General features: G+C 69.4%; 15 protein-coding genes and 3 tRNA genes. 11 read left to right on the top strand and 7 right to left on the bottom strand.

Features of this window, described 5'->3' with window-relative positions:
- Positions 1 to 1,275 (bottom strand): peptidoglycan DD-metalloendopeptidase family protein, encoded by a 1,275-nt coding sequence (locus tag ASD93_RS14430; RefSeq protein ID WP_157536991.1) that lies wholly within the window; start codon positions 1,273 to 1,275, stop codon positions 1 to 3.
- A gap of 295 nt (positions 1,276 to 1,570) precedes the next feature.
- On the opposite strand from ASD93_RS14430, the gene ASD93_RS14425 reads away from it, so the two are divergent.
- From ASD93_RS14425 to ASD93_RS14410, 4 genes are all read left to right on the top strand, one after another.
- Positions 1,571 to 1,643, top strand: a tRNA-Glu gene (locus ASD93_RS14425).
- Positions 1,644 to 1,670: 27 nt separating this feature from the next.
- Positions 1,671 to 1,744: transfer RNA gene (locus ASD93_RS14420), tRNA-Asp, on the top strand.
- 72 nt (positions 1,745 to 1,816) lie between these two features.
- A tRNA-Phe gene (locus ASD93_RS14415) sits at positions 1,817 to 1,889 on the top strand.
- Positions 1,890 to 2,074: 185 nt separating this feature from the next.
- Positions 2,075 to 3,079, top strand: a complete 1,005-nt coding sequence (locus tag ASD93_RS14410) for an acyltransferase family protein (protein WP_200950705.1) — start codon at positions 2,075 to 2,077, stop codon at positions 3,077 to 3,079.
- Between the two features lie 274 nt (positions 3,080 to 3,353).
- On the opposite strand, the gene ASD93_RS14405 is transcribed toward ASD93_RS14410, so the two are convergent.
- Together ASD93_RS14405 and ASD93_RS14400 are read right to left on the bottom strand one after the other, a co-directional pair.
- Positions 3,354 to 3,860, bottom strand: a complete 507-nt coding sequence (locus ASD93_RS14405; protein ID WP_056124004.1) for a glycine cleavage system protein R — start codon at positions 3,858 to 3,860, stop codon at positions 3,354 to 3,356.
- Between the two features lie 33 nt (positions 3,861 to 3,893).
- Positions 3,894 to 4,253, bottom strand: coding sequence for a hypothetical protein (locus ASD93_RS14400; protein WP_056124002.1), 360 nt, complete (start codon positions 4,251 to 4,253; stop codon positions 3,894 to 3,896).
- 279 nt (positions 4,254 to 4,532) lie between these two features.
- Here ASD93_RS14400 and ASD93_RS14395 point away from each other — a divergent pair, with 279 nt between their 5' ends.
- From ASD93_RS14395 to ASD93_RS14385, 3 genes are all read left to right on the top strand, one after another.
- A complete protein-coding gene (locus ASD93_RS14395; RefSeq protein ID WP_056123999.1) occupies positions 4,533 to 6,095 on the top strand; it encodes a sugar transferase in 1,563 nt (520 codons plus the stop codon).
- Between the two features lie 3 nt (positions 6,096 to 6,098).
- The gene (locus tag ASD93_RS14390; protein ID WP_056123996.1) at positions 6,099 to 7,328 is read left to right on the top strand and encodes a glycosyltransferase; all 1,230 of its coding nucleotides are present in this window, start codon (positions 6,099 to 6,101) and stop codon (positions 7,326 to 7,328) included.
- A 130-nt stretch (positions 7,329 to 7,458) separates the two neighbouring features.
- A complete protein-coding gene (locus tag ASD93_RS14385) occupies positions 7,459 to 8,433 on the top strand; it encodes a DUF6492 family protein (RefSeq protein WP_056123994.1) in 975 nt (324 codons plus the stop codon).
- A gap of 20 nt (positions 8,434 to 8,453) precedes the next feature.
- On the opposite strand, the gene ASD93_RS14380 is transcribed toward ASD93_RS14385, so the two are convergent.
- Entirely contained in the window at positions 8,454 to 9,200 is a 747-nt protein-coding gene (locus ASD93_RS14380; RefSeq protein ID WP_082569355.1) for a hypothetical protein, read from the bottom strand.
- On the opposite strand from ASD93_RS14380, the gene ASD93_RS14375 reads away from it, so the two are divergent.
- The gene (locus tag ASD93_RS14375) at positions 9,171 to 10,316 is read left to right on the top strand and encodes a glycosyltransferase family 4 protein (protein WP_056123989.1); all 1,146 of its coding nucleotides are present in this window, start codon (positions 9,171 to 9,173) and stop codon (positions 10,314 to 10,316) included. The two genes, ASD93_RS14380 and ASD93_RS14375, sit on opposite strands and share 30 nt — an antisense overlap.
- Here ASD93_RS14375 and ASD93_RS14370 read toward each other — a convergent pair.
- Positions 10,291 to 11,979: a polysaccharide biosynthesis tyrosine autokinase gene (locus ASD93_RS14370; RefSeq protein ID WP_056123986.1), complete on the bottom strand. Its 1,689-nt coding sequence runs from the start codon at positions 11,977 to 11,979 to the stop codon at positions 10,291 to 10,293. The two genes, ASD93_RS14375 and ASD93_RS14370, sit on opposite strands and share 26 nt — an antisense overlap.
- Before the next feature lie 109 nt (positions 11,980 to 12,088).
- Positions 12,089 to 13,393: a hypothetical protein gene (locus ASD93_RS14365; protein ID WP_056123984.1), complete on the bottom strand. Its 1,305-nt coding sequence runs from the start codon at positions 13,391 to 13,393 to the stop codon at positions 12,089 to 12,091.
- Positions 13,394 to 13,523: 130 nt separating this feature from the next.
- On the opposite strand from ASD93_RS14365, the gene ASD93_RS14360 reads away from it, so the two are divergent.
- The 3 genes from ASD93_RS14360 to ASD93_RS14350 are packed head-to-tail and all read left to right on the top strand — an operon-like array spanning position 13,524 to position 17,268.
- Positions 13,524 to 14,600, top strand: a complete 1,077-nt coding sequence (locus ASD93_RS14360; RefSeq protein WP_056123981.1) for a polysaccharide pyruvyl transferase family protein — start codon at positions 13,524 to 13,526, stop codon at positions 14,598 to 14,600.
- On the top strand, positions 14,597 to 15,808 hold the full coding sequence (locus tag ASD93_RS14355) for a Coenzyme F420 hydrogenase/dehydrogenase, beta subunit C-terminal domain (protein WP_056123978.1): 1,212 nt from the start codon (positions 14,597 to 14,599) through the stop codon (positions 15,806 to 15,808). Before ASD93_RS14360 ends, ASD93_RS14355 begins: the two co-directional genes overlap by 4 nt.
- Positions 15,805 to 17,268: a lipopolysaccharide biosynthesis protein gene (locus tag ASD93_RS14350; protein WP_056123974.1), complete on the top strand. Its 1,464-nt coding sequence runs from the start codon at positions 15,805 to 15,807 to the stop codon at positions 17,266 to 17,268. The genes ASD93_RS14355 and ASD93_RS14350 overlap by 4 nt, the downstream gene beginning before the upstream one ends.
- A 3-nt stretch (positions 17,269 to 17,271) precedes the next feature.
- Here the strand turns inward: ASD93_RS14350 and ASD93_RS14345 are convergent, their stop codons facing one another.
- A complete protein-coding gene (locus tag ASD93_RS14345; RefSeq protein ID WP_056123972.1) occupies positions 17,272 to 20,763 on the bottom strand; it encodes a PKD domain-containing protein in 3,492 nt (1,163 codons plus the stop codon).
- Between the last annotated feature and the right edge of the window lie 180 nt (positions 20,764 to 20,943).

Raw genomic sequence — 20,943 nt, 5'->3', positions numbered from 1 at the left:
TCAGACCGAGATGCCTCGTGCCCCCATGAACGGGACCGGGTTGATCGGGACGCCGTTGCTGTACACCTCGAAGTGGAGGTGGCAGCCGGCTGAGGCTCCGGTGTTGCCCACGCTGGCGATGAGCTGGCCGGCGTTGACCCACTGACCCGAGCGCACGAAGATCCCGCCGGGACGGATGTGCGCGTACCCGGTGCCGATGCCGCCGCCGTGCTCGATGCGGATGTAGTTGCCGTAGCCGCCCGCGTTCCATCCGGCGTAGAGCACGGTGCCCGACGTCGCGGCGTAGATGCCCGCGCCGCAGCCCGCGCCGAGGTCGACTCCGCGATGGAAACCCGAGGTGCACTGGCCGTTGCCGCAGATCACGCTGCGGGGACCGTAGCCGGAGGTCTGCCAGCCGGCGGACGGGCGCGCCCAGCCGGCGCCGCCGATCCCTCCGCCGCCTCCGCCACCGCCGCCCTGGTTGAGCTTCTCAGCCTCCTCGCGGGCGCGGCGCTCGGCCTCTTCACGTGCCTTGCGCGCCGCTTCCTCGCGGGCGCGGACGCCGGCCTGGTACTGCGCGACCGTGCGCCGGGTGGTGTCGCTGAGCGCGGCGAGCTGCGCCTCGAGCTCGACCTGCTTGCTCTGCTGCGTCTCGAGCGCCGCCTGGGCGGCCTCGGCCGCGCGCTGCGACGCGATCATCTTCTCCTGGGCGATCGTCTGCAGCCGGTCGCGCTCGGCGCGCTGGACCTCGGCCTGGTCGGAGAGGCTCTGGGCGGAGTCGCGTGCGGTCACCGCCTCGGCGTAGACGGCCTGGTTGCGCTCGACGAGCTTGTCCATCGTGCCGAGGCGGGCAAGCAGGTCGTCGGCGCCCGCGGCAGAGCCCGCGAAGAAAAGCTGCAGCGAGGTGTCGTCTCCGCCATTGCGGTAGAGCTGCGCGGCGACGCGTCCGGCCTTGTTGGCCGCGTCCACGGCGGTCCGGGCCTGTTCGTCGGCCTGCAGCTGGAGCTGCTCCGACCGGTAGGCCGCGTCGAAGTACGCCTCCTGCGCGACGTAGAACTCGGTGGCGGCCTGTTCGGCGAGCGCCTGCTTGGCCGCGACGTCGTCGGCGAGCGCCGCGATGAGGCCCTGGATCTTCGTGACCTGCGCCTTCTTGGCCGCCTGATTCGACTTGGCGCGAACGACGTCGTCCCACGACGGATAGTCGGCCGCGAACGCGGGAGCGATGAGCGGTCCGCCCAGCGCACCCAGCGTGGCGATCCCGATCGCGCCGAGGCCGAGCGCACCGCGACGGCTCATCTGCGGCCAGAGCTGTCGGCGCTCCCGGGGAGACGGTGCGCAGCCGCACTCGTCGAGGGCGTCATCCGTTTCCACCGGAACTCCCCTCGTGACGTCGACGTCTTTCACATTAGCAACATCAGTCACATTCGCAACCGGACCGCTGTCCTGCGTGTCGCCGCATCGGGAGAGCGGTCCCTCAGCCAGTGTCATCCGGCACCGGCATCCGCACAAGCACGCCACGCCCTCGATTGGCGCATTCCAGATCCATTGCGTATGCTTGACCCTCGGTAAGCGTGAGCCCCTGGGTTCACCCGGCCCCATCGTTTAGCGGCCTAGGACGCCGCCCTTTCACGGCGGTAGCACGGGTTCGAATCCCGTTGGGGTCACTCCGAACCACACAACTTAACAAGCATGGCCCTGTAGCGCAGTTGGTTAGCGTGCCGCCCTGTCACGGCGGAGGTCGCGGGTTCAAGTCCCGTCAGGGTCGCTCCACAGCGACGGGCCCTTTTCGAAGGGCCTTTCGTCTCGGACACGGCGATCGTGGGTTCACACGCCGTGCGGCTCTGTAGCTCAGTTGGTAGAGCGTTCGACTGAAAATCGAAAGGTCACCGGATCGATGCCGGTCGGAGCCACTGAAACCCTCTCCTAGCTTCTACATGGAGGGGGTTTCTTCATTTCCCGGCGACGCCGCCCGCCGCTCGAGCGAGACCGACGTCGCACCGGTTCGCGCCGCAGCAACCGGGTGGGCGACCCCCGTCGGATCGGGTGTACCGTGGGGCATTCGATCTGGGGGGATCACATGCGGTCACTGGGGGCCATGTTCGACCCACGGCGCAACGCGCTCAACTTCGTCCGGCTCACGCTCGCCGTGACGGTGATCGGTTGGCACAGTTTCCCTCTTACTGGCCATGACATCGAGTACGCGCCGCTCCGACAGCTCGTCGGGGAGATCGGGGTGGACGGGTTCTTCGCAATCAGCGGGTTCCTGATCGTCGCCTCTTGGGTGCGCGACCCGAACTGGGCGCGCTACCTCCGCGCCCGCGCCCTGCGCATCCTCCCCGCATTCTGGGTGTGCCTCCTGGTCACGGCATTCGTCATCGCTCCTCTCGCGGCCGGCGTGCTGGGCGGGGAGAACGTCACCTATGTCCTCTACAACGCGGGGCTGCGGATCTTTCAAGAAGACATCGCGGGGACTCCACTGGGAGTTCCGTACGAGGGGGTGTGGAACGGTTCGCTGTGGACCCTCTGGTGGGAGTTCCTTTGCTACCTCGGAGTGATGGGGCTGGGGCTGGTCGGAATCCTTCGGTGGCGTTGGACGACGACCATCCTGTTCGGCGTGGCGCTCGCCGTGGGAGTGGCAACCACCGCCGGAGTCGTGGACAACTGGTATGCGGCGCAGGGGTCCAGATTCGGACTGATGTTTCTGGCCGGCGCGATGGTGTGGCAGTGGAAGGATCGCATCCCCGTCAACGCGTGGACGCTGACCGTGGCCGGAGCGGTGCTCATCGCTTCGCTGCTGACCCCGAACTATCGGCTGCTCGCCGCACTCCCCGTGGCGTATCTCGTCATGGTCGCGGGAGCCAGCATCAAGACGCCGCGACTCGCGCTGCGCAATGACGTGTCGTACGGCGTCTACATCTACGCATTCCCCGCGCAGCAGGTCGTCGCCTACTCAGGCGTGGACGAGGTCGCGCTCATGGCTGTGGCTGCGACGCTGCTCACGTTCCCGCTCGCGATCGCATCGTGGTTCTTGGTGGAGAAGCCCGCGATGCGGCTCAAAGCCAAGCGACCCGAGCCTGCATCACCCGTCGCAGCGTTCTGACGCCCGCGCGTTGGCGACCTCCGTCTCGCTGCTGTCGCAACCTCAAGAAATGCTGAAATTCTTCGGATTTGGGGTGTCCCCCATATGGGGGACAAGGTACATTGTCCTTGATGCGGATCCCGGGCATCTGGGGACATGGCTTCTGGGGAGTCGGCCCGAGGTTCGCATCGAAAAGGGGGAACGCGGTCTGGGGCCGCGCGACTTTCCGCATGGGGATGCGGACGGCCCCCTCGAGGGCCCGGGAAGACCGGCTCCCGAGGGGGCCGACACCTTTTCACCCGAGGGTGACGTCGACCTGTATCTCAGCGCCTACGCGCTCGATCTCGGCCGCGACCGCCGCGACGTCGACATCGGCGGGAGCCGCAGCCACGACCGTCGCCTCGAAGAGTCGGCCGCCGGCCATCGCCGCATCCCGCGTCTCCGTCGTCATGCGATCGATGCTCACCCCCTGGGCGCTCAGCGCTGCGGAGAGCTCGCGCACGATGCCGGGATGATCGTTGCCCAGCACGCGGAGCACGAGCTGCTGCCGGGGCGAGGACGGCGCGTCCGCCCCCGCCTGCACGGCAACCGTGTGCAGCCCCTCGAGGCCCGAGAGCGCGGCGCGCAGAGCGTCCGCCCTGTCGGCGGGGACCGACACCTCGACGATTCCTGCGAACGCGCCCGCGAGCTCGGCCAGCTCGCTGGTCTCCCAGTTGCCGCCGTGCGCGGCGACGACGTCGGCGACCGCCGCGACGATCCCGGAGCGGTCACTGCCGACCACGGTGAGCACGAGAGTAGTCATGCGGCACAGCGTAGCGACCGGCGACGGTCGTGGTCAGACCCGCGGGCGAAGCTCCTCCGGTGCGGGGAAGGGCAGCCGGAACCGGTCGAGCACGGCACCCACCGCGGATGCCGCTCCGAACTCGTCTCCCACCACGGTGACGCCGCGCGGACTCGCCTCGGAGATGCGCACCGGACGCTCCGTGCCGTCGGCGAAGCGCAGCGTCCAGCGATCGGCGAGGTAGCCGATGCCGAGCTCTTCGAGCAGCTCCTCCGCGTCGAGCCAGTCCACCGGCGCCGCGGTGCGCTCGCGGCCCAGCAGGTCGAAGACGCGGAAGCCCTCGCCGTCTGCCAGCATCCATCCGAGCACCTCGCCGTCGGGGCGGCGGTGTTCGATCCAGTCCGGGGGAAGCACGGCCGCGAGCCTAGCAACGACCGAGGATGCGCCGCCCGCCGATTGCCTCTATCGGCATGTCCGCATTTCTGGCTAGAATCGACTAGCGTTCACTGACCGTTCACGGTTGCGCGACATTCGACTTGGGGCCGGATGACGCGTTGATGTATCAGCATCGCAGCCGATGAGCTCAGAGAACGTGTTCGTAGGGGGGCCTACGGACTACTGGGGACAATCTGGGGATGCATCGATGATTCGATGGCTGCGCGATTTCGCGCTTTTGCAAAATGAGGACAGGCTGTGAGCGCCGTCGAGAGCGCTCTGCCGACGGCATTGCGGGCGCTTCCGGTGCCCACGCTGACTGCCGTCGCACCGCCACTGCCGCTCGTCCGAGAGCTCACGGATGCCCGCGTGTCACCGCGGTCCACTCCGACGCTCGAGCGACGGCTGCTGTGGGAGCGCCGCTATGTGCGGCGTCTGCGTTTCACCGACGCCGCCATCGTGTTGCTCGCGACGGCGCTCACGCCTGTCTTCCAACTTCTGCTGGTCGCACCGGGCGTGCTCATCGGCGACCCGTGGATCGTGGCGCGCATCCCTGCGCTGACCGCGATCGTCTGGCTGTTCGTGCTCGCCGCGTTCCATACGCGCGACCGTGAGATCACGGGCTCGGGTGCCACGGAGTACAAGCGCGTCGCGCACGCGTCGGGCCTGACCTTCGGCATCCTCGCGATCGCGTTCGTCGTCTTCCAGCTGCAGGGCATCCGGGCGCAGCTCATCTTCGCCGCGCCGATCGGGCTGCTGGCGCTGCTGATCGGGCGGTGGTCATGGCGGCGCTGGCTGCACCGCCAGCGCCGATTCGGCCACTACGCCTCCCGCACCCTCGTCGTGGGCAGCCGCGATGACGTCGAGTACGTCATCCGCACCCTGCAGCGCGACGGTCAGCTCGGGTACCTCGTGGTCGGAGCGACCATCTCCGGCTCAGCCGAGCGCTCGATCACGGTGGACGACATGTCCTACGACGCTGTCGGAAACCTCGACGACGTCGCCCGCACGGCGAACGAGCTCGGCGCAGACTCGATCATCATCGCGAGTCGGCCCGACGCCGACCCGGAGTACATCAGGCGCCTCAGCTGGGAGCTCGAGGGCGCCGCGTCGGAGCTCATCCTCTCGAGCCGGCTGGCGGATGTCGCGGGTCCGCGCATCTCGCTGCGACCGGTCGACGGTCTTCCGCTGATCCATGTGAAGATCCCTCGGTTCGAAGGCGGGCGGCTCGCGCTCAAGCGCACGATGGATGTGGCGGCCGCGGCCGTCGCGCTGACGCTCTTCGCGCCGATCGCCCTGATCATCGGGATCGCGATCCTCCTCGAAGACGGCGGACCGGTCTTCTTCTCGCAGTCGCGTGTCGGACGGGACGGTCGCGAGTTCCGCATCCTCAAGTTCCGCTCGATGCGCACGGATGCCGAGCAGCGCCTCACGGCCCTGCTCGAGGCGAACGAGGGCGCCGGCCCGCTCTTCAAAATGAAGGACGACCCGCGAGTCACCCGCGTCGGACGGATCCTTCGCAAGTTCTCGCTCGACGAGGTGCCGCAGTTCTGGAACGTGCTGATCGGCGACATGAGCATCGTCGGCCCGCGTCCCCCGCTGCCCCGCGAGGTGCGGGCGTACGATGGGACGGTCTCTCGGCGCCTGTACATCAAGCCCGGGATCACCGGCCTGTGGCAGGTCAGCGGACGCAGCGACCTGTCATGGGAGGAGAGCGTCCGGCTCGACCTGCGGTACGTCGAGAACTGGTCCGTGATGAACGACCTCATGATCATGTTCCGCACCGCGCACGTCATGGTCCATCCGAATGGAGCGTACTGACCGATGGAGTCGGAGAAGACGGGGCTTCACACCGACTCTGAGCAACCCTCGCTGACGATCGCGATGATCGGCACCCGGGGCGTTCCGGCCGCGTACGGCGGTTTCGAGACGGCCGTCGAGGAAGTGGGGCGCAGACTCGTCGAACGCGGCCACCGGGTGCTCGTCTACACGCGCGGATCGGAGTCTCGCGAGCCGGAGTACCTCGGCATGCGCGTGGTGCACCTGCCGGCACTTCCGCAGAAGCAGCTCGAGACGCTCAGCCACACCGGATTCTCCACACTCCACGCGGCCGTGAACCGCCGCCCCGATGCCGCCTTCGTCTTCAACGCGGCGAACGCGCCGTTCCTGCCGCTGCTTCGGGCACGAGGCATCCCGACCGCGCTCCACATGGACGGGCTCGAGTGGAGACGGTCGAAGTGGGGTGCGCGCGGCAAGGCCTACTACCGCTGGGCGGAGCAGTTCGGCGTGCGAAAGGCTGATGCGCTGATCGCGGACGCCCCCGGGATCTCCGACTACTACGCCGACCAGTTCGGTGTGCCGACCGAGCTCATCCGGTACGGCGCGCCGATCCTCGACGCGGCGCCGACCGACGGCATCCACGAGCTCGGGCTGGAATCGAACGGCTACCACCTGGTCGTCGCGCGCTTCGAACCCGAGAACCACGTGCTCGAGATCGTCGAGGGCTATCACCGCAGCGACGCGCAGCAGCCGCTCGTCGTGGTGGGTTCGGCTCCCTACAGCGCCGACTACACCCAGGCGATCCGCGACGCGGCGGACTCCGACCCGCGCATCCGCTTCCTGGGCGGGGTTTACGACCAGGACCTTCTCGATGCGCTCTACTTCCACGCGACGACCTACGTGCACGGCCACTCGGTCGGAGGCACCAACCCGTCGCTCCTTCGCGCGATGGGCGCCGGAACGGCGACCATCGCCTACGACGTGCCTTTCAATCGCGAGGTGCTGGCCGACGACGCGTGGTTCTTCGAGAACGAACGCGACATCGCGATGCACTTCGCGGCGGTGGAGGCGGATGCCGCGCGCGTCGCTTCCCTCGGAGAGAAGGCCCGCACGCGCGCACGTGACAGCTTCCGCTGGGACGACGTGGCGACCGCCTACGAAGACCTCGCGCGCCGTCTGGCCGGTGGCGAGTCGGTCCACCGCACCGCGCGCCGCGCGACCCGTCGCGCTGAGGAGTGGGACTTCGGCGTGCGGAAGCCGGTCGCGGCGGGCTGACCGCCGGCGACACCGCAGCGTCCTCACTTCGGGCTGAGGACGCTCCCCGATGCATGATCCAGCGTCGCTGTGCCCGTAGGCTCGGAGCGCAGCGGGTCACGGACTCGCGGAAGAAGGAGTGGCAGGCGTCATGCAGACCGAGAGCGACCGCCGGCAGCCACTCACGTTCGTCACCATCACCTACCGCGCCGAAGACACCCTCCTGCTCCTTCAGGCGCGGTCTCTCGCGCTCTACGCACGGCCCGATGACGTAGCAGCGGTCATCGTCATCGACAACGGCAGCCCGCGGATGTCGCGCCGCGCGCAGCGCCGACTGCTGGACGCCTATGGACCGCTCTCCGATCGCGTGCGGATCGTCCGCCGATCCGAGCTGGGCAGCGACGTGGCTTCGTCAGGGTGGATGAGCCAGCAGGTCATGAAGCTCGCCGCGCATCGACTGGTCGAGACGCCGACCTACGTGCTGCTCGATGCGAAGAATCACCTGATCCGGCCCGTCGCCGTGAGCGATTTCCTCGCCGAGGACGGGCGCGCGCGAACCGGGTTCCAGAGCTACCTCAGCCATCCCCTGCTCCCTCGCCTGCGCCATGTGCTCGAGTACCTGGAACTCGATCAGAGCGCCGCCGGTCGATTCCCTCCGACGTCCACACCGTTCGTGGCCCACCGCGATGTGGTCGCAGCGCTCGTGGACGACATCGAGACGTCCTCCGGCAGGCCGTTCGCGACGGAGTTCGTGCGAGCCGACCTCACGGAGTTCCCGCTCTACTCGGCCTGGCTCCTCCGACGCGACGGAGGCTGGGACCCGACGTACGTGGACGACGCCATCCAGGCACCGACGGTCTGGGGCGGCAATGCGAGCCGCAGCGGGGTCGATCACGCGATCGAGCAGGCGAGGGAGTCGGACGCCCCCGCCTTCGGCGTGCATCGCCGGGCCCTGCATCGCATGGACCTCGACGGCCTCACGGCCCTCTCCGCATTCCTCAGCGAACGCCGGCTCGTCTCCGGTCCGGCGGAGTTCCGCAGGCTCCGCCGCACGTTCCGGCGACAGTACGGAGCGGAGATCCTCAGAGCGCGCGTGTCTTCGCGGCTGCGGCGTTCACGGGCCTGACAGAGGCGGCGCCGGCGATCTCATGCCCCGGCGTTGAGATGGTGGCTCAACTGGGAATGCAGCTCGCGCACGAGCTCGCGCGACTCCTTGAGCACGCGCGTGTGCCGACGAGTCGAGTCGTGGTGCACGTCGGGGACGTCCCGCGGATCGTCGTGCGCTGACCAGGGGAAGCGCACGCCCGTCTGCTGCGGCACCCGGATCCGTCCTCGGCGCTGATCGAGGAACTCCGCGTAGCCGGCGAGTGTCGAAGGAGCCTCGGTGAGGACGCGGCCGCGCTCACCCGCGTCGAGGGGCGGCCTCCCGAGAGCGACCGCCTCTTTGAGGGTGAAAGTGCGACTGCGAGTGCTCGGCTGCATGCGAGCGAGGCGTGCGCGTTCCTCCCGGGAGGCCGCGATGATCAGATCATGCTCGTCGAGGTCGGACTGGGCGATCTGGGTCGACACGTGGCTCGCCGCGGACGTCGCGTCCTGCGTGCTCGCGTCGAGCAGCGACACCGCAAGTCTGCACATCGGATGCTCGCGAACGACGGAGATGCCTCGGCTGAGGACAGTCCAGTCGATGTCGTCGCCCCTTCTGACGTGCGCTTCGCTGAAGGTCGCGGCCATGAAAGGGGACCGGCAGACATTGGCCGCGCAAACGAAGAGCACCCGGTTCGACAATCTTCCTCCTCCACATGTATGACGCCCACCGTACCCCGGCTGGTCCGCGGGGCGCCGATGCTCTGCCAAACTGAATCGATGACGCCGTCCACCGTGCTCGTCGCCCATCCGGGGTCCGAACTCTACGGATCCGACCGCGTCCTGCTCGACAGCGTCATCGGCCTCGTCCACGCCGGACAGCGGGTCGTCGTCACGCTTCCCGAGGGAGGCCCGCTCCGGGATGCGCTGCGCGAGGCCGGAGCCGAAGTGGTCGTCGCACCGGCGTTCGTCCTGCGCAAGCGCCTGATGCGCCCGTCCGGGTGGTGGGAGCTCGTCCGCACGGGCTGGATCGGCGCGGGCGCAGCCTGGGCGCTGCTCGGCCGCACCCGCCCGACGGCTCTCTACGTGAGCACGATCACGCTGCCCCTCTGGCCGCTGCTCGGAAGGCTGCGCGGCGTGCCCGTCGTGCTCCACGTCCACGAAGGGGAAGCGTCGGCCGGCCGGCTCACCAAGGCCGTGCTGTACGCGCCGGCACTCGCGGCGAGGCGCATCCTCGTCAACAGCGCCTTCAGCTCCGCGGTGATGACCTCGACCTACCCCCGGCTCGGCGCGCGGGCGGAAATCGTCCCCAATGCGGTCCCCGGGCCTCCGTCGCCCTCCGCGCCGCGCGAGGCGATCTCCGACGGGCTGCGTGTCCTCTTCGTCGGCCGGCTCTCACCTCGGAAGGGCGCCGACCTCGCGGTCGAGGCGGTGCGCCTCCTGGACGAGCGCGGCATCCGATCGACGCTCGACATCGTCGGATCGACGTTCGAAGGGTATGAGCCCTACGAGGAGTCGCTGCGCAACGAGATCGAGGCTGCCGGGCTCGGGGGTCGCGTCACGCTCCACGGCTTCCGGTCGGACATCTGGGGCTTCCTCGATCGCGCCGATGTGCTCGTCGTGCCCTCGCGACTGGACGAGCCGTTCGGCAACACCGCGGTCGAGGGCATCCTCGCATCCCGCCCGGTGATCGCGAGCGACACCTCGGGGCTGCGCGAGGCGACAGATGGAATCCCCACGGCGTGGCGGGTCACGCCGGACTCCGCCTCTGCCATCGCGGATGCGCTCGTCGACCTCGCCGCACGGTGGCCGGAGGTGCGCAGTCAGGTCGAGACCTCGCGCGGCATCGCCGCCGATCGGCACTCGCCGCAGCGATATCAGACCAGGGTGGCCGAGCTCGTCACGAGTCCGAGCGGTCGGCGGTGAGCCGCACGTCTCCTTCGACTCGGCTGAGGTCGAGGGCATTCGCGTCGTCCTCGGCCTCGCCGAGGTCGCTCGACACGTCTGGGCTCTGAACAGCGTCCGCACCCTCGGCCGACGGCGCGTCTTCGTGCCGAGCGTTGTCCTCGACCTCGATCTCGGGCGCGTCATCGGGCGGAGACGGGCTCGGCGCGGGCGCCGGCAGGCTCCCGGCCGGCGCGATGTCGAGAGGGACCGAGGTCGGGGTCGCCTCGCCCCGGCGCTCACGCCGCGTCAGCGGGACCCCCGTCCGCTGCCGTTTGCCGCCCGAGGGACCGTAGTAGTAGTTGTAGTCGTCGCCCCGCTGCCGCTTGACGCGGCTGAACAGCACGCCGGCCACCTCCGCGCGCGCCCGGTCGAGCGCTTCGAGGGACCGGGAGAGCTGGGCCAGATGGACCTTGCTGACGTCGGCGACGACGATGGTGGTGTCGACGCTCTGCGCGATGATCGTCGCGTCGGAGACGCTCAGCAGCGGAGCGGTGTCGACCACCATCACGTCGAACTTCCCGCGAAGCTCGCGGAGCAGCTCGGTCATGCGTGCCGATGCGAGCAGCTCGGCCGGATTCGGAGGAACCTCGCCCGCGGGAAGGACCCACAGCGAGGTGTCTCCCCACGGGAGGCTCGCTTCCTCGAAGTCGACGGCGCCGACCAGCATCGTCGTCAGGCCTACGGAGTTCTCCAGTCCCAGCGTCTCGGCCACCATCGGTCGACGCAGATCCGCGTCGACGAGCAGCACGCGGAGCCCGGCCTCGGCGTAGGTCAGCGCCAGGTTCACGGCGGTGGAGGTCTTGCCCTCCCCGGGTATCGACGACGTGACGGCGATCGCCCGGATGTCGTGCTCGACGGCGGCGAAACGCAGGCTCGATCGCACGCGCCGGTACGCCTCGGCGCTCGTGCTGTTGGGCTCCGAGACGACGAGAGCCCTCCGCTGGGCGTCCTTGCGGCGCGGGATGCCGCCGAGCACCGGGAGGTCGGTGATGCGCCGCAGCGCGTCCTCCGACCGCACACGCGTGTCGAGCAGCGTCCAGACGACGATCGCGAGGACGGCCAGGAGCACACCGGCGAAGGCGCCGAGGACGGCGTCTCGCTGCTTGTTAGGCGAGGACTGGAAGGCGGCGGGCGTCGCCGGCTCGATGACGCGCGCCACCACGGTGGCATTGCCGGCGTCGTCCTTGGGCGAGATCTCGTCGACGACCTCGGCGAGGTTGTCGGCGATGCTGTTCGCCAGCTCGGCGGCGAATTCGGGTTGGGTCGATGCGGCGGTGACGTCGAGGATGACGGTGTTCTGCGGGATCGTCACCGTCGTCATGTTGCGGATCTGGGAGTTCGTGAGGTCGGTGTCGAGATCGTCGCGCACGGCGTCGAGCACGACCGACGACATCGCGAGCTGCGCGAACGAGAGCATCTGGCTCTGCGTGTATGCGGAGCCCTGGTTGATGTCCGAACCGCTGCTGGCGGACCTCATCGAGAAGTAGGTGGAGGCCGTGGACTGGTAGATGGGAGAGAGCGTGCTGGAGTAGCCGAACGCGAGCAGCCCACCCAGCAGCCCTGCCAGCAGAATCACCCACCACGCGCGGAGGAGCACCCCGAGGATGCGCCCCGGAGTCACCTGAGATCTGATGTCGGCCACTCGCTCCCGCTCATTCCGCGCGTCACTCGAGTACGCGAACCGATCACGCGACGCATCGCCGCTTCTGCTGCCTGGTGTACCAGGGTACCGACTCCCGCGATTCTTGCTCTCATCGCGTCATTCCCGCCGGAAGTTCCACGTCACGTGCGTCGCGCGTGAACTCCGCCCTCGCGCCGGCGGCTGCCAGCTGGACGGCGTCGCGCCCGTAGCGCAGCGCGTAGGCGCTCACCGCGAGTCCCGCCGCGAACCAGACGAACGCGGCGTACTGAGTGATGAGCGCGACGGTCGCGAATGCCGGGATCTGCGCCACCAGCGCGACGCTGGCGGGTGTGGCGCGCCCGATCACGACGCTGCCGACGAGAATCGCCAGGAGGACGAGCACCACCCCGAGAGGGAGCAGACCGAAACGCAGCCCGATCAGGAGCAGCGCGCTGTCGATCGAGCGGAAGCCCGCCCAGTAGTCCTCACCCGTCGCCAGGACCTCGCGATCGGGGGAGATGCCCAGCAGCACCATCGAATTGGTGAGCCCGAGGAGGTCGACGCGGTAGTTGGCGCTCCCCTCGGCCTCCGAACCCGCCTCTCCGAAGACGTCGAGAATCGTCGGCACGACCGCTGCAGCTCCCACCACGAGGATGGACAGCACAGTGATGCGCAGGCCTCGCCCCGCGTAGGCGCCGAGGAGGAGGACGCCGATCACCAGCGTGAGCGCGAAGCCGATGATCCCCAGTCGACTGAACGTGAGCACCGTGGCCGCGCCCACGACGACCAGGGCCGCGACTCGAACCCACGGATGCCACCTCACCGTGAGGACGAACGCGGCAGAGATCGCGAGCGCCCCGCCGAGTGCGATCGAATGCCCGAACGCGCCCTCCACGCGCAGGAGTCCGCCGCGCTCCTGCAAGCCTCCCCACACGGACGAGGACGACCCGGGGAGGAGGAGAAAGAGGTTCTGGCTCGTGAGGAACTCGGCGATTCCCAGAATCGACGCCCCCACGGCGGCCACGGCGATGCAGGCGGCGACCCAGTTCTCGGTCACCCGTGCCAGGACGATCCGGCCCCACACGTAAGGCAGGAACCACATCACGACGCTGTCCTGCACATGCCCGAGGAGCGATCCGCCGACGGCGTAGGCGAGAAGGATCACGAGGAGCAGGACCACCATCACGGTGTCGACGTTCGACCACCGCAGGTTCGGGCTGATGCCCGAGATGATCGCGATCACGGTCATCGCGGTCAGACCGCTGACGAACACTCCCATCGCGCTCGCACCGAGCCAGATGGGCGTGAAGAAGAAGGCCACGGTCCACAGCGCCATGCCCCAGCGGGGCTGCCGGCGGATCAGGAGGACGAGCCCGAGGACGGCGACCATCGCCGCCGCGGCGAGCGCCACGAGCTGTATCGGATTCGATCCCACGCCGGGCCCCCTGAAGTCCGTCGCCCGATTCTACGCGCGGAGGGGGCCATGCGAGGGAGTGCGGCACGGTCCCCCATAAGATGAAGGGGGGTTGGGGCTCGGGTTGGCCGGCCGAAGGGGGATCGAACGAGTGCGCATACTCGTCGGCTGGGCGGGAGATTCATCTCCGAATCTGGGGGTGCGCGTGCTCGGCCGCGGATCGGCCGACCTCCTGCACGCGGCGTTGCCGGGTGCCCGTATCGAGTTCATGGACTTCGGCGCTCGCCCCGACGCGCTGCCCTGGGGTCGCCCCCGGTCGCTCGTGCGCGAGCGCTTCACCGGTCGCGCCGGGATGATGGAATGGCTCAGCCAGTTCGACCTCTACTGGGACACGCGCTCGGGCGACAGCTTCGCCGACATCTACGGCATCCAGCGCCACGCCAAGATGTCGCTCGTGCACGAGTTCGCCGTCCAGGCGGGTGCGAAAGCCGTGCTCGCACCCCAGACGATCGGACCGTTCCGATCGACCCGCGGTCGCCTGTTCGCGCAGCGCAATCTTCGCCGCTCGACCCTCGTCTTCGCGCGCGACCCTGCCAGCGCCCGCGCCGCCGAGGGGCTCGGCCGCCCGGCGGACCGCCTCACGACCGATCTCGTGTTCGGCATCTCTCAGCCGACGCCGTCCGGCGACCACGACGTGCTGATGAACGTGTCGGGACTGCTGTGGAAGACCAGCGACCACGTCGACCACGGGTCGTACCGCACGGCGGTGCGCACGATCATCTCCCGCCTGCTCGCCGACGGACGCCGGGTCACGCTGCTGCCGCACGTGCTCGACAGCCACGACGCCGACAACGACGTTCCCGTCTCGCACACTCTCCAGGACGAGTACGACGGGCAGATCGGCGTGCACGTCCCGCGCGATCTCGATGACGCGCGGTCCGTGATCGCCGGAGCGCAGCTCGTGATCGGCGCGCGGATGCACGCCTGCCTCAATGCGCTGTCGACCGGCACCCCCGCGATCGCCATGGCGTACTCGCGGAAGTTCCAGCCGCTCATGGCCGAACTCGACTGGCCGCACGTTGTGTCGCTGGCGGAGTCGGCGGATGCCGCTGCCGACGTCCTCCGGGCGGTGGACGCACCTGCGCTGGCCGATCGGGCGCGCAGCGCGATGACGCGAGGCCAGGAGCTGCTCGCCCCCGTGGGCGAGCTCGTCGGGGGCGTGGCATGACCGAGCTGCGCGACCGGGTCCAGGACGTCCTCGCGCGGGACGCGTGCTCCGGATGCGGTCTGTGCACCCGGCTCGACCGAGGGCTGGAGATGCGCCTCGACGCCGCCGGGTACGCGCGACCCGTCGAAGTCGGGTCGCCGGAGGAGATGCCGGACGCGGCGCGGATCTTCGCCCGCTCCTGCCCTGGCGTGCGCATCGATGCGCAGGACCCGGCCGGGTCCCGCCGCCATCCTCTGCTCGGCTCCTCCCTCGCCGCGTGGGAGGCCTGGGCGACGGACGAGGAGATCCGTCTCGCCGGGAGCAGCGGCGGTGTTCTGACCGCCCTCCACACGTGGCTGGTCACCAGCGGACGCGCGGCCAGGGTCGCCGGTGCCGCCGGCGATCCGAGCGAGCCGCGGCGCAGCATCCCGGTCACCATCACGACCCGCGAGCAGGCCCTCGCGGCCGCGGGTTCGCGGTACGCACCGGTCGCCGCGCTCACCAATCCGGATGCCTTCGCCGCCGGGAGCGCCGTCACGGCCAAGCCGTGCGAGATCGCGGCGCTGCGTGCGTCCCGCATCGAACCGGGCGGCGAAGCGCCCCTCCTGCTGTCCTTCTTCTGCGCCGGAACGCCGAGCCAGCGAGCGACGGACGCTCTGCTCGAAGGTCTCGGAATCGATCCCGACCGGAAGGTCGATTCACTGCGCTACCGGGGGCACGGCTGGCCCGGCCGCTTCGCGGCGCGCGCCGGCGACACCGAGGTGAGCGCCGACTACGAGGAGTCCTGGGGCAGCACGCTCGGACCCACCACTCAATGGCGCTGCAAGGTCTGCCCCGACGGCGTCGGAGAGTCGGCCGACATCGTCGCCGCCGACTCCTGGGCGACCGACGAGCGCGGGTACCCGCAGTTCGCCGAAGGCGCGGGTGTGAGCGCCCTCATCGCGAGGACGCAGCGCGGGCTCGACGTGATCGAGGCCGCCATCGCCGAAGGCGTCATCGAGGTCCGCCCGCTCTCGATGGACGCTCTCGCGAACGCACAGCCGCTGCAGACGGCGCGGCGCCGCTACCTGCTGGCGCGGCTGTGGGGATCGGCGCTCGCGGGTCGGAAGCCGCCGCGCTACCGAGGCTTCGGGCTGGCCCGGCTGAGCCTCGTGCATCCGAGGCGATTCGTGCAGGTGCTGCGGGGCACGGCGCGCCGGGTCCGGGCCGCCCGCGGACGACCCCGATGACCTCCGACCTCGCACACTCCGCGGCACGGGGCGTCTTCTTCACCCTGGCCGCTCAGATCGCCAAGCTGGTGCTGCAGCTCCTGTCGGTCGTCATCCTCGCGCGCCTGCTCACCCCGCACGACTACGGCCTGCTCGCGATCATCCTCGTCGTGGTCGGCGTCGGCGAGATCTTCCGCGACTTCGGCCTGACGACGGCATCCATCCAGGCTCCCGTTCTGACCACGGGTCAGCGCGACAACCTCTTCTGGATCAACTCGGCGATCGGCGTGGTCCTCACCGGCGTGATGTTCGCACTCGCCGGGCCGATCGAGGCCGTCGTCGACGAGCCCGAGATCGTCGGCATGGTCCACTGGCTCTCGCTGCTCTTCCTGCTCAACGGCCTCGCAACGCAGCACCGCGCCAACCTCGCTCGCGAACTCAAGTTCAAGGCGCTGGCGGCGATCGACATCACGGCGGCTGCGGTCGCGCTGGCCGTCGCCGTCGTCGCAGCCCTCGCGGGCGCCGAGTACTGGGCGCTGGTCATGCAGCAGCTCGCGAGCGGCGTCGTGGTCCTGGTGGGCTGCGTGATCGCCGGACGGTGGCTCCCGCGCTGGTACTCGCGGGCGGATTCCGTGCGCCAGTTGATCAACTTCGGCTGGAACATCGTCGCAACGAACCTGCTCGTCTACACCGGCTCGCAGATCGACACCATCCTGGTCGGCCTCAAGTTCGGCACGACGCCGCTCGGCCTCTACAACCGCGCCTTCCAGCTCGTCATGACCCCGCTCAGCCAGGTGCGCTCCCCCACCAAGAACGTGGCCCTGCCGGTGCTCGCGCGCGTGCAGGAGGATCCCCCGCGCTTCAACAACTACCTGGCGTCGGCCCAGCTCATGCTGGGATACGGGCTGGGCATCCCGCTGATCCTGGTGACGGCGCTGGCGGACCCGATCGTCCGGATCATGCTCGGACCCCAGTGGCTCGACGCGATCCCGATCGTCGCGCTCTTCGCGGTGGCGGGGCTCCTCACGACGCTCGCGTTCGTCGGGTACTGGGTCTACCTCTCGCGCGGGCTCGGCCGACAGCTCTTCCTCTACACGATCGTCACGACCACCATCAAGATCACGTGCATCGTCGTCGGCTCGTTCTACGGGGTGCTCGGCGTGGCCATCGGGTTCACCATCGCGCCCGCCATCTCGTGGCCCCTGTCGCTGTTCTGGCTCTCGCGCATCACGCCCATGCCGACCGCCCGGCTCTACGCGGGCGCCGGGCGCATCCTGGCCGTCTGCGCCTGGACCTGCGCCGCGGCGTGGGGGATGTCGATCCTGGTCGCGCCGTGGGGCGTGTGGGCGATGCTCGTCGCCGGCGTTGCGGCCGGCCTCGCCGCCGCAGCATCCGCGCTCGTCATCCCGATCTACCGCCGCGACGCCCGCAACCTCACGGCGTTCGCTCGCCTCATGGTCAAGCGCCGTCCGCGCACCTGACGGTCAGCGGACGTCTATGGCGTCCACGCTCACGACCACCGGCACGTTGGTCGTCGACCCGGACAGGTACGAGAGCACTCCGACCTGCCCCGCACCCTGAAGCTCGGCCTGCGCGTCGGTGATCGTCACGAACCAGCCGCTCGGCTCCGTGGCGCCGTCCGGCCAGACGTTCGCGTTCAGCGTCGTCACGCCGCCGACGGTCGAAGCGACCAGATGGAGCTGGAGCTTGCCTCCCGCCGTGTGCGTGTAGCCACCGAGGGTCCGATTCACGAGCAGCGTCTCCGTCGTGCCCACGAGCTTCGCGAGCGAGACCGTCACCACACCGCTCGCGGCGACCCGCAGCTTGAGCCGGTAGTCGCCGGCCGCGGTCTTGTGCACTTGATAGTTGAAGTGCACTCCGCCGCCGTTGGCGACGCTGGCCGTGCTGAAGAGCGCCCGTGCGTCGACATTCTGAGCGGCCACGCCCGCCAGAGTCGCACTGCGCGTCTGCCCCGCATTGAGCGAGATGAGGCCGGTGCTCCCATCGACCGAGAAGGCCGGGGCGCTGTTGACGGTCCACGCGCCGCCGACGGTGGCCGAACCCCAACCGTTCGCCACCGTGCGGGCGAAGGCGTCCTGCGCGACGAAGGTCTGTGGAGAGACGGTCACGGACTGCGTGGCGGGACCGCTGGTCGACCCCATGCTGTCGGTCACCGTCAGCGTGGCCGTGTAGGTGCCGGCCGCCCCGTAGGTCTTCGTGGGATTCGCTTGCGTGGACGTCGTGCCGTCCCCGAAGTTCCAGGCGTACCCGGTCACGGTCGCGCCTCCTGAGGCGGTGGAGCCCGTGCCCGTGTAGTTGACGGTCAGCCCGGACGCACTCGCCCCGATGACGGCGACCGGCGCCTGATGCGGGCCCGAAGCGTTCACCGTGCGCGTGGTCGAACCCGTCATCCCGGCACTGTCGGTCACCGTCAGGGTGACGGTGTACGTGCCGGGTGCGGCGTAGGTCCTGCTCGCGTTGACCCCGGTCCCGGTGGCCCCGTCGCCGAAGTTCCACGCGTAGGACGTGATCGTCCGCCCGCTCGGAGCGGTGGACGCGCCGGCGTTGAACGACCAGGACAGATTCGAGCCGGATGTCGTGAACGACGCGGTCGGCAGGCTCTGGCCGCGCCCGATCGCGTAGTGCGTCGAGATCTGCGAGGCCGTCAGGAGGTGGGGGTAGATGGCAACCTCGTCGAGCGCACCGTTGAACATGTTCGACGTGGGCCGGTTCGGCCAGCTGTTGAGATTGTCACCGCCGATCCTCCAGAAGCCGGAGTACAGCTGGCCCGCGGTCCCCGACGGGTCGGTGGCCACGAGCGTGCCGTCGACGTAGAGCTGGATGCCCGCCCACGGGTTCAGCTGTGCGACCGCATGATGCCACTGGTTGTCGCGATAGGTCCCCGGCGACGTGATCACCCGCTGGGCGCCCGGATTCACGCCGAACGCCAGGGATCCGTCGTTGCGCATGTAGAGGTGCCGGTCATACGTGCTCGAGTTTCCGGACGCCCCGTTGCCGTAGCCGATGAGCTTTCCGCCGGTCGTGGTCGAAGTCTTGAACCAGAGCTCGAGCGCGAACGCCTCCTCGACGACGGTGGTGTCGGTCGCGCGGGCGAAGCCGCTCGTGGACCCGTTGAAGGTGGAGGAGCCGTTCGTCTCGGCGCCGAGGGCATCGTCCGCGGTCGTCCCGACTCCGCCGAAGGAGACGAGGTTGTTGTTGCCGGCGAGGTCCGTCCCTCCGCCCGACGACCCGAGACGCCAGTACGTGGTCGCGCCGTCGTCGAGGACGGTGTCGGCGTAGGACGACGACGAGCTTCCGTTGACGGTGAGCGTGACGTTCGCACTCGTCGCGCTGTTGCCGTCGCCGTCGCGGGCGATGACGCGATAGGTCCGACTGGAACCGGAGGGGATCCCCTCGGCAGCGAGGGTGACGACCGGCGTGAACCAGTACGTCGACTTCACCACCTTCGTCGCGATCGGGGCCGCGCCCCCCTGCGCCCACAGCTCGTAGGTCAGGTCGAGATCGTCGCGGTCCCAGTTGGCCGGGATCTGCACGTGCGCGGTTCCGGCGCTCACGGAGCGGGCGGTGGGCGTCCAGTTCGCCCCGGACAGACGCGGGGCCTGGTTCGCCCCCGTCGAGGGCGTGCGGGCGAATCGCGCGATGCCCTGGTTGCGCTGTCCGTTCACCAGGGGGAACTCTCCGCCGAACACGACGTACTGGCTGTTGCCGGTGACGGTCCACGCCGCCTGCCCGGATCCGGATGCCGTGCCCGTCGTCCAGTCCGGGTACCAGTTCACCGCTGCCGGCGCCGGGTAGCCCGCCCAGTCGGCATAGATGCTGTTCACGGTCGGGGTGCGGGTCAGCGTGCCCTTCGCGGCCGCCGTGTAGACGCTGGAGTTGCGCATGTTGCCCGGCGACGGGTATGCCTGCGGCATCCCGCCCGCGGTCTGGCAATCGTGCTCATGACCGGTCGAATACACGTTCGTGCCGTCGGAGAAGACGCCGTAGTGGTCGCCGTGGCAATCGGCGATCCAGCTGACGGCACCGGTCTGCCCGTCGGCGGCGAACAGCCCCTCGAGGTTGCCGATGGTCTTGTTCGAGAACACCCAGCCCGTGCCGTAGACCTTCGAGTTGTCGGCGGAGAGCGCCCAGATGCCTGCGCGCCCGGCGAGCGAGCCCGTGGCCATGCCGTTCTGCACGACCGAGGTGACGGCCCAGGGGAGGAGGGCGCCGGTGGTCAGGTCGAGGGCGCCGAGACCGCGGGACGTCGTCCCATTGATCGTCTCGAAGCGGCCCGCGACGATGAGCTTGCCACCCCCGGGCGCCATCACCATGGAGTCGACCTGCAGATCGGGTTGCGGAGCCCACCCCAGCACGGCGCCGTTGGAGGCGCTGACGGCCGCCAGGTGCTTGCGCGTCACTCCGCCTGCGGCGCCGATCAGCCCGCCGACGTAGACGGTGCTGTTCGTCGCCACGATGGCGTTGATGTACGAGCCTCCGATGGCCGGCTTGACGGTCTCGAGCAGGGCGCCGGTTGAGGTGTCGAAGACCGCGAAGTTCCATCGCGTCAGGCCGTTGACCTGATTGAAGGATCCGCCGACGTAGAGCCGCGAACCATCGGGGGAGACGGCGAGCGCCTTCACGGTCCCGTTGATTGTGGGCGCGAACGAGGTGGCGACACCCGTGTTGATGTTGTAGGCGAGGATGTTGCTGCGCGGCATGAGGCTCTGACCGGCGCTGGTCCCGGCTGGACGCGCATTGGAGAAGCTGCCGCCGGCGTACACGGTGCTCCCTGCCACGACCTGCGCCCACACGATGCCGGAGTCGATCTGCACCGTCGGGAGCGGATCGGCCGTCACGGTCTGCGCGTTTCGCTGCTCGATCGGCGCAGGCCCCGGAGCGGCAGCGGCCGGATCGGCCACCGTCGCCACCAATCCTGCCGCGATCAGCACCGCGACGGCGAGAATGCCCGCCACTCGACTGCGAGGCCGCAATGACGTCGCCGATACCGCGTTCTGCATCAGGAACTCCCCTAGTTCCGGTGCCGCACGCAGCGGCAACCCCAGACTGCTCGCTAGCTCAGGAGTCGCCGCGTCTCCCAGAAATACAGCGGCGCTCTTCGGGCTGAGGCTAGCACCGCAGCGTGGCGGGCGCGA

Source organism: Microbacterium sp. Root180 (assembly GCF_001428485.1).
Taxonomy (GTDB): Bacteria; Actinomycetota; Actinomycetes; order Actinomycetales; family Microbacteriaceae; genus Microbacterium.
Note: the sequence above shows the minus strand (reverse complement) of the source record. Positions and strands in the feature narration are given on the sequence as shown.